Below are 12,089 nucleotides of genomic sequence, written 5' to 3'. Positions count from 1 at the left end.
AATCGGGGCATGGACGCGCTTCTCGACCCCGCCACTGGAGACTACGCCGGCCAGCGCACTGACACGCTGGCCAATGCGGTCTACCTGCGCCTGATGACCCCGTTGGGCTCCTGGTGGGCAGATCCGACGCTTGGATCGCGCCTGCATGAGCTCGCCAGGGAGAAGGATTTGACACGGGTTGCGATCCTTGCCCGCCAGTACGCCGAGCAGGCCCTATCCCCCATCGTTGAAGATGGCCGCGCCACTCGCGTAACCGTTTCCGTGACCAGGGCCATCCCAGGCTGGCTCACCCTCCTGGTCGAGGTGGAGGAGGCCAGCGGCCGCGTCTCCCATTTCATTCATCCGGTGAAGGTGAGCTGATGGCCTGGACTTCGCCGACCTTCGCTGAGATCCGCGATGCGCTGCTGCGCGACATTCGCAATCGGCTGCCCGATGCGGACACTGGCGCCGACTCGGACTACTTTATCCGTGCGAGCTCAGTGGCGAGCGCCGTGGAGGGCCTCTACCAGCACCAGGCGTGGATTGTCCGGCAGATTTTCCCGGATACCGCGGATCGCGAGTATCTCGAATTGCATGCCCGCATCCGCAATCTCAGCCGCAAGCCTGCTGTGGCCGCGGCTGGCCAGGTGAAGCTGGCCGGCACGGTCGGCGCACCGGCGGCCTCCGGCCTCAGCGCAAAAGCTGCCGACGGCCGGGAGTATTTGACCAGTGCCTCAGGCGTCATTGGCGCCGACGGCACGCTGACAGTTGCAGCCGCAGCGGTCGTCGCGGGCGTGGCCGGCAATGCCGCGGCCAATACCGCTGCAACGCTGTCCGCCGCTCCGGATGGCATCGCCAGTGCCGCCACCATCGTTTCCATGACCGGGGGTGTCGACGAGGAAAGCGATGGGGAGCTGCTCGCGCGGCTGCTGGATCTGATTCGGCGCCCTCCCGCCGGCGGCAACCAGTATGACTACCGTCGTTGGGCGCTCGAGGTGGCCGGTGTGTCCTCGGCCTACGTGTATCCTCTACGTCGAGGCCTGGGCACGGTGGATGTGGCCATCACTTCGGCGGGCGGACTGCCTTCGGCGCAGACCGTGACGGACACCCAGACGCATATCGACGCGGTGCGGCCTGTCACGGCGAAGGGCTCGTTGGTGCTGGCCCCGACGGTTAAGTCGGTCGACGTGACCGTCGCAGTCAAGCTCACGGGCACAACGCTTGCCAGTATCACGACCGCGATCACGAATGCGCTGGCCGCGTATTTCGCGGCACTAGCACCAGGCGAAACGGTATTCAAAAGCCGGATCGAGGCCATCGTGAGCGACCTGTCCGGCGTGGTCGATCGCTCGGTCACCGCGCCGGCCGCCAACGTGGTGCCGGTGGTCGATGCGACCAAGGTTGAATGGTGCCGCCTCGGCGTGATCACCGTGAGCGAAATGGTATGAGCCACCGCGATCTGCTGGCTCGCTTGCTGCCGCCGACCAGCTACACGCCGTCCGCACCCCGCATCAATTCGGAGCTCGTGGCGGAGGGCGCCGCGCTCGATGGCGCAGAAGCCGGGGCGGCGGGCGTGCTCGGCGGCGTCACGCCGTTCTTCGCCAAGGAATTGCTGGCCGACTGGGAGCGCGTGTGCGACCTGTCGCCGTCGGCCGGCGCGCCGTACCAGGTACGCCTGCAGGCCGTGCTCGCCAAGCTGGCCGAGACTGGTGGCCTGTCCATCTCGTACTTTGTGGGGCTGGCCAAGGGTCTCGGTTACACCATCACGATCGACGAGCCGCAACCATTTCGGGCGGGAAGCAGCCGAGCCGGCCAGCGCCTTGCCGCCTTCGACATCATCTGGGTGTGGCGCGTCAATGTGGCCGGCGGGGCCACGCGTGCCTACCGCTTCCGTGCGGGCATGAGTCGCGCAGGTGAGCGCCTGACCTATGCCGCCGATCCTGTGATTGAGAGCATGTTTAACGCGTTAAGGCCCGCTCATACGCAGGCGGTCTATACCTATTCGGGGTAATCGATGGAACGAATCAACACAGCAGACAAGCGTTTTAGTGACGGTACGGCGGCGGCCGGCTATCTCGACGGCACGGTGGTCATTGCCAAGTGGCTCAATGACATACAGGAAGAAGTGGCCTCATTCATCGAGGCGCTGGGACTCGTCCTGGATGGCGCGAAGCAAGACCAGTTGGCGACGGCAATCAAGACGTTGTTGCAGAAGCAGACGCCCATCTATGCGGTCGACACAGGCGTTGCCAATGCATATGCCGCTACTTTTGCGCCGGCCATCGCGGCTGTGGCGGATGGCATGAAGCTTCGCGTTAAGGTTAATGCGAGCAATACCGGTGCCTCAACGTTCGCCCCGAATGCCATCGCAGCAAAGCCGATCTGGGGTAGGAATCATCAGCCGCTGCAGGGCGGCGAAATGTTCGCTGGAGGCTTTGCTGCGCTGGAATGGAATGGTGCGCTTAACGCCGGGGCGGGGGTGTGGGTGCTCATTGAGTGCACGGGCGGGGCTCAGCAGGTCGCGGCGGCTACCCAGTCGCAGCATGCGGTGAACTTCAGTCAGGTCGCCGGCCTGGGGCAGTCGTGGACGAACGTCGCAGCGTCACGCGCTCTCGGGACTACTTACACCAACTCCACCGGTAAGGCGATCGACGTTTTCGTTTCGGCATATTCGACAACGGCCAGCGCTCTCATGAGCGCGACGATCAACGGCGTGACGATCCAGGGCATGGCTCAGAACACAGTCGGCATCAATGCCTCGATCTATTTCAGGGTTCCTGCCGGGGCTACCTATTCAGTATCCATGACGGGGACGACGACCGTTGCCGCATGGGCCGAACTACGCTAATCTTGGGGAAATTGATGCGCTACTTCCAAACCAACGGACAGACCTTTGGGTACGATGAGACAGACCCGTTGCAAGAGGCCCTAATCGAAGAGGCGATCAGCCGGGGATGGTCAGAGGTCACTGGCCAATGGCCGCCGTCGCTGACCCTCGCGCAAACACGCGATGTCCAGAACTCGTTGCTGACCGCAGCGTGTCAAACCGCGATTGTGGCGGGCTTCAGTAGTTCAGCACTGGGCAGCGCGAACACCTACCCGAGCGAGCCGACCGCGCAGGGAAACATCGATCGCGCCGCGGCGCACGGCGGGCTAATCTGGTGCACGAATGGTCTGGGAGATTGGTCGCTCGCGTTGCACACTCTAGTCCAGGCGCAGCAAGTGCAAGCCGATATGTGGTCGCATATTCAGGCTTGCCAAGGCCAGCTCGCTGATCTGCGCGGGCAGGTTGAGCAGGCGATCACGATCGACGATGTTCGGGCGGTCAGTTGGCCTTGAGCGGTTCGTTTCGCTGGCGACTCGCTCGCGGGTGCCAGCGGTACAGGTTCGGCAATCGAGGCTCGACATATCGGGCAATCAGAATGGGTACTGCCAAGCCGATAGAGCACTCAATCAGTGCGTGCGGCACTAGCCCGTGAATACCGTGGCTGTCCATCAGGTACTTCGCGATCGCCATTGGCGGAATGTGGAAAATGTAAATCGCCATGCTTAGTTGGCCGAGGTATGCCAGGCATCGGCTGGCCGCAGATTGCGCGGGGAGCGCTACAGCGATCACGGCTGTAAAGGCGATGCCGATGGCAGAAAAGCCCACCGACTGGACTAACCGAGGGGCGTCTGAGGCGAGTCCGCTGAAATGCAGTACGTTCGCAAGAATAAATATCGTCCCGAGTGCGATAGCAATGTCTACCGTGGGGTTGCTGGCGGGATTCTTCGTCACTCCTATCACACGTGACAAGTGAATGCCGGCGACAAAGTAGAAAAACGACTCGGCAAATTGCCTGACGATGTTGTGCTGAATGAGGCCCGATAGCATGAAGGCTGCGATAGCGATTATCGAGAGAAACGCTATCGGCCTGCCCCTTCGACGGAATATCGCAGCCGCGGCTGCGAAGGTGAAGAAGCTCGCAGCCAGTGCATACAGGAACCAGTAGTGATACAGCGGCTTGTAATAGATGCTCGCAATCTGGCGGAGGCCGACGAAGTCAGTAAAGCCAGTGGTCTTGCCAAGCGCGTATCGGTACGCCCCTTCGAACAGTGAATAGATCACGTACGGATACACGATTGTTCGAAGCTTGTCGGCGAGAAATTCATTTGTCCCGCGCCTCTCCAGGCTGCTCTCGGCGTACATGCCGGACAGCAGAAAGAAGAGGGGCATGTGGAAGCTGTAGATGATCGCCGTGACCGCGGCGGCAAGCCTGTCCGTGTAGAGGTACTGCGTTGAGTGACCGATCACCACGAGGATGATGCCGATGCCTTTCGCACGATCAATCCATTCTGTTCTTTGCACTTTTGGGAACCTGTTTGAGCAGGGATAGGTTAAGCGGGGCTGATGGTGCAGTCATGGGCTGCCAATTGTATCGAATTCGTAACTTGTCATCTCAGGCAGGGTACGCGAACGACTGAGGATGCGGTATCGCTTGCCGCAAGGAAGCGGTACTAGATAACGAGGACGAGGGCTCTATCCGGATTGGAGAGCCTCGCAGGCCCTTTCCTCTTGATGTTAAGCCGGATATGCTTCCGCCCGACATGACCCATAACCGTCGAGAGCAGGATGAGCGACCTTCAGTACACCGGCACTATTGAAACAGAGCACGGAGAAGTCTTCGCCATGCTCAGCCTGGACTCGGACGTTCCGAGCAGGGGGTTGCTGAGCTGGCAACCTGTGGGCGCGAACCCCATTGGCGTACATCTGAAAATTGTCCGGATGTCCGCGTCATGGGTACTTTCAGTTGAAGACGTCCTAGAGCAGACCAATGGTCGAGTCGGACCCGCAACGTTGACTGCAGACGAAGCTGCCATGTCTCAACGGTTGAGCGGCTTGTTGCGACAACAGGACGGTGGAGTCCTGGAGGGAACCTGGGTCGACCCGCAAGTGGGGAGCCAGCGGCGCCTTCGGTTCGCGCCCGTTTCCAAGTTGTCCAACCGTGTCCAAGCCACGCCCTGTAACACGTGGGACCAGTTCAAAGCATGGGCCAAAGTCGTGCATCGTGCCGGTGCCTTAGCGTTTCGAGGACAAGCCAATAGCGAATGGCCGCTGCAAACGTCCCTGTTCCGCGGCGGTAGGACTAATTTGCTCCGATATACCCAAGAGACTCTGCCGGAGTTTCATGCCCATCTGGAAGGCCAAACCGGGCTTCATGTGGATACGGATCAGCCGAAGGAGTTTGGCAGGATGCTTGCGATTGCACAGCATCATGGACTCCCTACTCCATTGCTGGATTGGACCCGGTCGCCCTATATCGCTGCATGGTTCGCCTTTTCCGATGCCTTAAATAGTGCTGCATACGCCGCAAATAAGCGGCCAAGTGTTCGGATCTATGCGCTGACACCCGCGTTTTCGCAAGCTTTCTCAAATCAGCAAGCGCTGATCCCTGCGCTGTTGCCCTATGCAACTCTGGCGAACTTTTCGGCTCGGGACAACCCTCGCCTGTATGCGCAGCAAGGACTGTTCGTAGTCACGAACCTAGGGAATCTTGAAGGCTTCCTCGGGTGGTGGGGACAGTATCGTCAGTGCGACTATCTTTGGGCAGCTGACATTCCAGCTTCCGAGGCACCTGAGGCAATAAAAGATCTTGCTCTGATGGGCCTTTCAGCAGCGACGATGTTTCCCGGCCTGGAAGGCGTTTGCAGGATGATGAAGCAGGAAATGCAACTCCGCGAGCGGCTGGCCCCTCCCGCGATGCCTGAGGCACCGCAACCACTGGGCCCGTCATCGCTTACCAATGCCAGTCCGCCCGGGCCAGTTTCGGGTGGTTAAGTGAGGTGGCGTGATGAGCCAATCATCGTGCAAATTAACGCCAAACAAAGCGCGCCGTTACAACCGCGTCACCGTGCTGCGCGACGGCTGCTTTGTCGGCACGCTCACGCGCGACGTTCTGACGCAGGCGGCGCTGGTCAAGATGATGGTCGGGCGCGACCTGTCCGGCTTCTACACCAAGACCCATGGCGCGACCGCGCCGGGCGAGATCATGCTGTCGGTGCGCAATATGTCCGATGGCCGGCGCGTGCGCGGCTGCAGCTTCGACCTGCGCGCCGGCGAGGTGCTGGGCCTGGCCGGGCTGGTGGGCGCCGGGCGCACCGAGCTGGCGCGGCTGGTCTTCGGCGCCGATGCCCGCACCGATGGCGCCGTGTTCGTGGCCGGCACGCCGCTGGCCGTCACCGGCCCGCGCCAGGCGATCGATGCCGGCATTGCCTACCTGACCGAAGACCGCAAGCTGCAGGGCCTGTTCCTGGACCAGAGCGTGCACGAGAACATCAACCTGATCGTGGCCGCGCGCGATGCGCTGCGCGGCGGGCGCCTGAACCGCGCCAGCGCGCGCCAGCGCACCGCCGCGGCGATCCGCTCGCTCGGCATCCGCGTGGCGCACCCGCAGGTCAACGTGGGATCGCTATCCGGCGGCAACCAGCAGAAGGTGATGCTGTCGCGGCTGCTGGAAACCCGGCCGCGCGTGCTGATCCTGGACGAGCCCACGCGCGGCGTGGATATCGGCGCCAAGGCCGAGATCTACCGGCTCATCAATGAGCTGGCGAGCTCCGGCGTGGCGGTGCTGATGATTTCCAGCGAACTGCCCGAGGTGGTCGGCCTGTGCGACCGCGTGCTGGTGATGCGCGAAGGCGAGCTGGCCGGCGAAGTGCCGGGCTGCGCCGATGCCGCCGCCATGCAGGAACGGATCATTGCGCTGGCGACCGGCGCCGGCGAGCAACCGCCCCCGGTCCTGCACTGAACCGCTGAATTCCCGTACAGGCCGGCAAAGAACGGCCGCACCGGGGCGGCATCCCGCCTCGCAGCATCAGGAGACACATATGCGCAATCCCCTCTCATCCACGGCCCATGGCGTCACCGCCCAGGCTGCCACGCCGGTGGGCCACGCCACCGGCCGCGCCACCACGCAGGAACGCCTGCGCGCGCTCGGCATGCTGCCGGTGCTGGTGCTGCTCTGCTTTGGCTTCACGCTGCTGACCGAGAACTTCGCCAGCCTGCAGAACCTGTCGATCATCGCCCAGCAGGCGTCGATCAACCTGGTACTGGCCGCGGGCATGACATTCGTGATCCTGACCGGGGGCATCGACCTGTCGGTGGGATCGATCCTGTCGGTGTCGGCCGTGGTGGCGATGCTGGTCTCGCTGATGCCGCAACTGGCGGCGCTGAGCGTGCCGGCAGCGCTGCTGTGCGGATTGCTGTTCGGACTGGTCAACGGTGCGCTGATCGCCTTCATGAAGCTGCCGCCGTTCATCGTGACGCTGGGCAGCCTGACCGCGGTGCGCGGGCTGGCGCGGCTGGTCGGCAACGACAGCACGGTCTACAACCCGGATATCCCGTTCGCATTTATCGGCAACGGCGACCTGCTGGGCATCCCCTGGCTGGTGGTGATTGCCGTTGCGGTGGTCGCGGTGTCGTGGCTGGTGCTGCGCCGCACGGTGCTGGGGCTGCAGATCTACGCGGTCGGCGGCAATGCCGAGGCGGCGCGCCTGTCGGGCATCAAGGTGTGGGTGGTGCTTCTGTTCGTCTATGCGGTGTCGGGCCTGCTGTCGGGGCTGGGCGGCGTGATGTCGGCGTCGCGGCTGTATGCGGCCAACGGGCTGCAGCTGGGGCAGTCCTATGAGCTGGATGCGATCGCCGCGGTGATCCTGGGCGGCACCAGCTTTGTCGGCGGGGTCGGATCGATTGCCGGCACGCTGGTGGGTGCGCTGATCATCGCGGTGCTGTCCAACGGGCTGATCCTGCTGGGCGTGTCGGATATCTGGCAATACATCATCAAGGGCCTGGTGATCATCGGCGCGGTCGCGCTCGACCGCTATCGCCAGAAGGGCTCGGCCCGTACCTGAGCTGCGGCCGCACAGGAGACAGACCGTGATCCAACCCATCCTCAAAGCCCTTGCCGCGAGCGCGCTGGCAGCGCTGTGCGCGGTGCCGGCCCTGGCACAAGCGCCCGCGCAGACCGCGCCGGCTTCAGATGTCCAGTCCGTGCAGCGCCCGCTCAAGAAGGTTGGCGTGACCCTGGGTTCGCTGGGCAACCCGTATTTTGTCGCACTGGCCCGCGGTGCCGAGGCCGCGGCCCTGCAGGCCAACCCGAAGGCAAAGGTCACCGTGCTGTCGGCGGACTACGACCTGAACAAGCAGTTCATGCACATCGACAGCTTTATCGTCGCCGGCGTCGACCTGATCCTGATCAACGCCGCCGACGCCCGCGCCATCGAGCCGGCGGTACGCAAGGCGCGCAAGGCCGGCATCGTGGTGGTGGCGGTCGATGTGGCCGCCGCCGGCGCCGATGCCACCGTGCAGACCGACAACACCCAGGCCGGCGAACTCGCCTGCGGCTTTATCGCCGACCGGCTCAAGGGCCGCGGCAACGTCATCATCCAGAACGGCCCGCCCGTATCGGCGGTGCTGGACCGGGTCAAGGGCTGCAAGACCGTGCTGGCGCGCCACCCCGATATCCGCATCCTGTCCGACGACCAGGATGCCAAGGGCTCCCGCGAAGGCGGGCTGAACGTAATGCAGCTGTACCTGACGCGCTTTCCCAAGGTGGATGCGGTCTTCACCATCAACGACCCGCAGGCCGTGGGCGCGGACCTGGCCGCGCGCCAGCTCAACCGCCGCGGCATCGTGATTGCCTCGGTCGACGGCGCGCCTGACATCGAGGCGGCATTGAAGGCCGACACGCTGGTGCAGGCCTCGGCCAGCCAGGACCCGTGGGCCATTGCCCGCACCGCTGTGCAACTGGGCGTGGGCATGATGAATGGCCAGCGCCCGCCCAACCCGACCGTGCTGCTGCCGTCCACGCTGGTGACGCGTGCCAATGTAGGCCAGTACAAGGGCTGGGCCGCGCCGCGGTAAGCGGCACGGCCGGTCCTTCCACCCTCTTTTCCATTTGCTGATTCCATGATGGCTAGCCCCCCTGCCGGCGCTCCGGCACCTGAACCTGCTCCAGAGTTCGATTTCGTACTGTTCGGCGCCACCGGCGACCTGGCGCGGCGCAAGCTGCTGCCGGCACTGTTCGATGCCCACGCCGCCGGTTCGCTGCATCCGCGCGGGCGCATCCTGGCACTGGGCAGCCAGCCGCTGTCGCATGACGCCTACCTGGCGATGCTAAACGACGAAGTGCTGCCAGCGCTGGCCGGCAACGCCGCGGCCGCAGCGTGGCAGGGCTTTCTCGACCGCATCGTGTACCTGCAGGTCGATGCCAACGCCGATGCCGGCTTCGGCGCGCTGGCCGAGCTGGTCAATGCGCGCGCGGCGCCAGTGGTGGTGTTCTACCTGGCCACGGCCCCGCACCTGTTCGTCACCATCTGCGAGCAACTGGCGCGCGTGGGCCTGACCGGCCCGCGCAGCCGCATCGTGCTGGAAAAACCGCTCGGGCACGACCTGGCCTCGTCCGAGGCCATCAACGCGGAAGTGGCGCGGCACTTTGCCGAGGACCAGATCTACCGGATCGACCACTACCTGGGCAAGGAGTCGGTGCAGAACCTGATGGCGGTGCGCTTTGGCAACGTGCTGTTCGAGCCGCTGTGGCGGCGCGAATGGGTGCGCCAGGTGCAGATCACCATCGCCGAAGAGCTGGGCGTGGAGCGCCGCGGCAACTTCTACGACGGCATCGGCGCGCTGCGCGACATGGTGCAGAACCACCTGCTGCAGCTGCTGTGCATGGTGGCGATGGAGCCGCCCACGAGCCTGTCGGAAGACGCCATCCGCGATGAGAAGCTCAAGATCCTGAAGGCGCTGCGGCCGATCCGGCCGGAAGACGTGGCCGAAAAGGTGGTGCGTGGCCAGTACTCCCGCGGCGCCGCGGGCGGCGACCCGGTGCCCGGCTATGCCAGTGAACCCGGCATCGCGCCCGACAGCCGCACCGAGACCTTCGTCGCTATCCGCGCCGAGATCGCCAACTGGCGCTGGGCCGGGGTGCCGTTCTACCTGCGTACCGGCAAGCGCATGCAGTCGCGCGTGGCGGAGATCGTGATCCATTTCCATGACGTGCCCTACCCGCTGTTCCCGCACCCGCTGGGGATCATGTCCGGCAACCGGCTGGTGATCACGCTGCAGCCCGAGGAGAGCATCCGGCTGTATTTCCTGACCAAGCAGCCGGGCGACACGCAGGCGCTGATTCCCGCGTCCCTCGACCTGCAGCTGAACACTGCCGCCCCACGTGTACGGCGCGTGGGCGCGTACGAGCGCCTGCTGCTCGACGTGATCCGCGGCCGGCTGGGCCTGTTCGTGCGGCGCGATGAGCAGGTACAGGCGTGGCGCTGGGTCGCGCCCATCCTGAAGACGTGGGAGAACTCGCCCACGCCGCCCAAGCCTTACACCGCCGGCACCTGGGGCCCGGCAGCCTCCAGTGCCCTGCTGTCGCGAGACGGCATGGCCTGGCATGAAGAGATGTAGCCCACGTATTGCGGAGTATCTGACATGACCACTTCCCTGCCCGCCTGGCAAGCCCTTCGCGCGCACGCCGACACCCTGCGCGGCACCCATATGCGCGACTGGTTCGAAGGCCCGCGCGGCCCGCTGCGCGCCGAGCGCTTCACCGCCGAAGCCTGCGGCCTGACGCTGGACTACGCCAAGAACCGCATCACCGACGAAACGCTGGCGTTGCTGTTCACCCTGGCTGGCCAGGCGCGCGTGGCCGAGCGGCGCGACGCCATGTTCGGCGGCGAACCGGTCAACACCACCGAGCACCGCGCAGCACTGCATATCGCGCTGCGCGCCTATCCGGAGGACGGCTATCGCGCGCTCGGCGTGCCCGTGGGCGCTGACGTAGCCACGGTGCTGGCACAGATCGAGCGCTTTGCCAACGCGGTGCGCAGTGGCGCCTGGACCGGGTTCGATGGCCGCGCGATCACCGACGTCGTCAATATCGGCATCGGCGGGTCGGACCTGGGCCCGCGCATGGTCTGCCGCGCGCTGGGCGATGCACAAACCACCGGCCCGCGCATGCACTTTGTCGCCAATGTCGACGGCAGCGATCTGGCACGCACGCTGTCGGGGCTGGATGCCGCCACCACGCTGGTGATCGTCTGCTCCAAGACCTTCACCACGCTGGAAACCATGGCCAACGCCTGCACCGCGCGCGACTGGTTCCTGCAGCAAGGCGTGACCCGCGCCGGGTTGGCGCGCCATTTCGTGGCGGTGTCGACCAACCGCGATGCGGTGGCCGAGTTCGGCATCGACCCGGCCAATATGTTCCCGTTCTGGGACTGGGTGGGCGGACGCTTCTCGCTGTGGTCCGCAGTGGGACTTTCGATCGCCGTGGCCATCGGCTTCGAGCGCTTCCGGCAATTGCTGGACGGCGCGCGCGCGATGGACCTGCATTTCGCCAGCGCACCGCCCGAGCGCAACCTGCCGCTGATCCTGGGCCTGCTCGACGTCTGGTACCGCAGCTTCCTCGGCGCCGGCAGCCGCTGCGTGGCGCCCTACTGCGAGCCGCTGGAACTGCTGCCGGCCTTCCTGCAGCAACTGGAAATGGAAAGCAACGGCAAGTCCGTGCGGCTTGACGGCGGCGCGCTCGATGCGGGCTCGGCCGCTGTGGTATGGGGCACGACCGGCACCAACGGCCAGCACGCCTACTTCCAGATGATGCACCAGGGCTCGCAGCTGGTTCCGGTAGACTTCATCGCCACGCTGGAACCCGTGAGCGACTTGCCCGGCCACCATACCAAGCTGCTGGCCAACTGCTTTGCACAGGGCGAGGCGCTGCTGCGCGGGCGCACCGCCGACGAAGTGCGCGCCGAGGGCGTGCGCGACGAAGCGCTGGTGCCGCACCTGGTGTTCGAGGGCAACCGGCCCAGCAATACGCTGCTGCTGCAGCGGCTGGACCCGTACCACCTGGGCGCGCTGCTGGCGCTGTCGGAACACCGCACCTTCGTGCAGGGTGCGCTGTGGCAGATCAATTCGTTTGACCAGTGGGGCGTGGAACTCGGCAAGAAACTGGCCGCGCCGATCCAGCGCGAACTGGAAGGCACGGCCGGCGCCGCCGCGCATGATGCGTCGACGGCCGCACTGATCCGCCGCGCCCAGGCAGTGCGGGCAACGGCCGCAGGCTAACCCGCGGCAA

The 12,089-nt window shown here is 64.9% G+C and carries 11 protein-coding genes and 1 pseudogene; 11 read left to right on the top strand and 1 reads right to left on the bottom strand.

Features of this window, described 5'->3' with window-relative positions; genetic code table 11:
- Nucleotides 1–9 precede the first annotated feature (9 nt).
- From AC3WQZ_RS00690 to AC3WQZ_RS00670, 5 genes are read left to right on the top strand one after another with little or no spacing between them, the layout of a single operon-like run.
- Nucleotides 10–360 carry a phage GP46 family protein gene (locus AC3WQZ_RS00690; RefSeq protein ID WP_492299766.1) on the top strand — a complete coding sequence of 117 codons (351 nt, stop codon included), beginning with the start codon at nucleotides 10–12 and terminating at the stop codon, nucleotides 358–360.
- Complete coding sequence (locus AC3WQZ_RS00685; RefSeq protein ID WP_492299765.1) at nucleotides 360–1,427, top strand: baseplate J/gp47 family protein; 1,068 nt, start codon at nucleotides 360–362, stop codon at nucleotides 1,425–1,427. Before AC3WQZ_RS00690 ends, AC3WQZ_RS00685 begins: the two co-directional genes overlap by 1 nt.
- On the top strand, nucleotides 1,424–1,990 hold the full coding sequence (locus AC3WQZ_RS00680; RefSeq protein ID WP_492299763.1) for a YmfQ family protein: 567 nt from the start codon (nucleotides 1,424–1,426) through the stop codon (nucleotides 1,988–1,990). The genes AC3WQZ_RS00685 and AC3WQZ_RS00680 overlap by 4 nt, the downstream gene beginning before the upstream one ends.
- A gap of 3 nt (nucleotides 1,991–1,993) precedes the next feature.
- Nucleotides 1,994–2,827 (top strand): hypothetical protein, encoded by an 834-nt coding sequence (locus tag AC3WQZ_RS00675; protein ID WP_492299762.1) that lies wholly within the window; start codon nucleotides 1,994–1,996, stop codon nucleotides 2,825–2,827.
- Nucleotides 2,828–2,841: 14 nt separating this feature from the next.
- Nucleotides 2,842–3,318: a DUF4376 domain-containing protein gene (locus AC3WQZ_RS00670; protein WP_492299761.1), complete on the top strand. Its 477-nt coding sequence runs from the start codon at nucleotides 2,842–2,844 to the stop codon at nucleotides 3,316–3,318.
- Here the strand turns inward: AC3WQZ_RS00670 and AC3WQZ_RS00665 are convergent.
- Entirely contained in the window at nucleotides 3,305–4,327 is a 1,023-nt protein-coding gene (locus tag AC3WQZ_RS00665) for an acyltransferase family protein (protein ID WP_492299760.1), read from the bottom strand. The genes AC3WQZ_RS00670 and AC3WQZ_RS00665 overlap by 14 nt on opposite strands.
- Nucleotides 4,328–4,591: 264 nt before the next feature.
- Between AC3WQZ_RS00665 and AC3WQZ_RS00660 the strand changes: the two genes are divergently transcribed.
- The 6 genes and pseudogenes from AC3WQZ_RS00660 (at nucleotide 4,592) to pgi (ending at nucleotide 12,079) form a co-directional block, all read left to right on the top strand.
- Nucleotides 4,592–5,797, top strand: coding sequence for an FRG domain-containing protein (locus AC3WQZ_RS00660; protein ID WP_492299759.1), 1,206 nt, complete (start codon nucleotides 4,592–4,594; stop codon nucleotides 5,795–5,797).
- 61 nt (nucleotides 5,798–5,858) lie between these two features.
- Nucleotides 5,859–6,764, top strand: a pseudogene (locus AC3WQZ_RS00655) (ATP-binding cassette domain-containing protein); the annotation flags it as partial.
- 79 nt (nucleotides 6,765–6,843) lie between these two features.
- Nucleotides 6,844–7,866, top strand: a complete 1,023-nt coding sequence (locus AC3WQZ_RS00650) for an ABC transporter permease subunit (protein WP_010814484.1) — start codon at nucleotides 6,844–6,846, stop codon at nucleotides 7,864–7,866.
- A 25-nt stretch (nucleotides 7,867–7,891) separates the two neighbouring features.
- Nucleotides 7,892–8,878, top strand: coding sequence for an ABC transporter substrate-binding protein (locus AC3WQZ_RS00645; RefSeq protein ID WP_010814485.1), 987 nt, complete (start codon nucleotides 7,892–7,894; stop codon nucleotides 8,876–8,878).
- A 45-nt stretch (nucleotides 8,879–8,923) separates the two neighbouring features.
- On the top strand, nucleotides 8,924–10,420 hold the full coding sequence (gene zwf / locus AC3WQZ_RS00640) for a glucose-6-phosphate dehydrogenase (RefSeq protein WP_011617276.1): 1,497 nt from the start codon (nucleotides 8,924–8,926) through the stop codon (nucleotides 10,418–10,420).
- A 24-nt stretch (nucleotides 10,421–10,444) separates the two neighbouring features.
- Nucleotides 10,445–12,079: a glucose-6-phosphate isomerase gene (pgi, locus tag AC3WQZ_RS00635; RefSeq protein ID WP_454750054.1), complete on the top strand. Its 1,635-nt coding sequence runs from the start codon at nucleotides 10,445–10,447 to the stop codon at nucleotides 12,077–12,079.
- The last annotated feature ends 10 nt before the right edge of the window (nucleotides 12,080–12,089 follow it).

It is taken from the genome of Cupriavidus sp. FW305-26 (genome assembly GCF_058787975.1).
Note: the sequence above shows the minus strand (reverse complement) of the source record. Positions and strands in the feature narration are given on the sequence as shown.

Coding starts and splice junctions, on each gene's coding strand:
- AC3WQZ_RS00690 (WP_492299766.1), top strand. CDS start 10: ATGGACGCGCTTCTCGACCCCGCCACTGGAGACTACGCCGGCCAGCGC.
- AC3WQZ_RS00685 (WP_492299765.1), top strand. CDS start 360: ATGGCCTGGACTTCGCCGACCTTCGCTGAGATCCGCGATGCGCTGCTG.
- AC3WQZ_RS00680 (WP_492299763.1), top strand. CDS start 1,424: ATGAGCCACCGCGATCTGCTGGCTCGCTTGCTGCCGCCGACCAGCTAC.
- AC3WQZ_RS00675 (WP_492299762.1), top strand. CDS start 1,994: ATGGAACGAATCAACACAGCAGACAAGCGTTTTAGTGACGGTACGGCG.
- AC3WQZ_RS00670 (WP_492299761.1), top strand. CDS start 2,842: ATGCGCTACTTCCAAACCAACGGACAGACCTTTGGGTACGATGAGACA.
- AC3WQZ_RS00660 (WP_492299759.1), top strand. CDS start 4,592: ATGAGCGACCTTCAGTACACCGGCACTATTGAAACAGAGCACGGAGAA.
- AC3WQZ_RS00650 (WP_010814484.1), top strand. CDS start 6,844: ATGCGCAATCCCCTCTCATCCACGGCCCATGGCGTCACCGCCCAGGCT.
- zwf (WP_011617276.1), top strand. CDS start 8,924: ATGATGGCTAGCCCCCCTGCCGGCGCTCCGGCACCTGAACCTGCTCCA.
- pgi (WP_454750054.1), top strand. CDS start 10,445: ATGACCACTTCCCTGCCCGCCTGGCAAGCCCTTCGCGCGCACGCCGAC.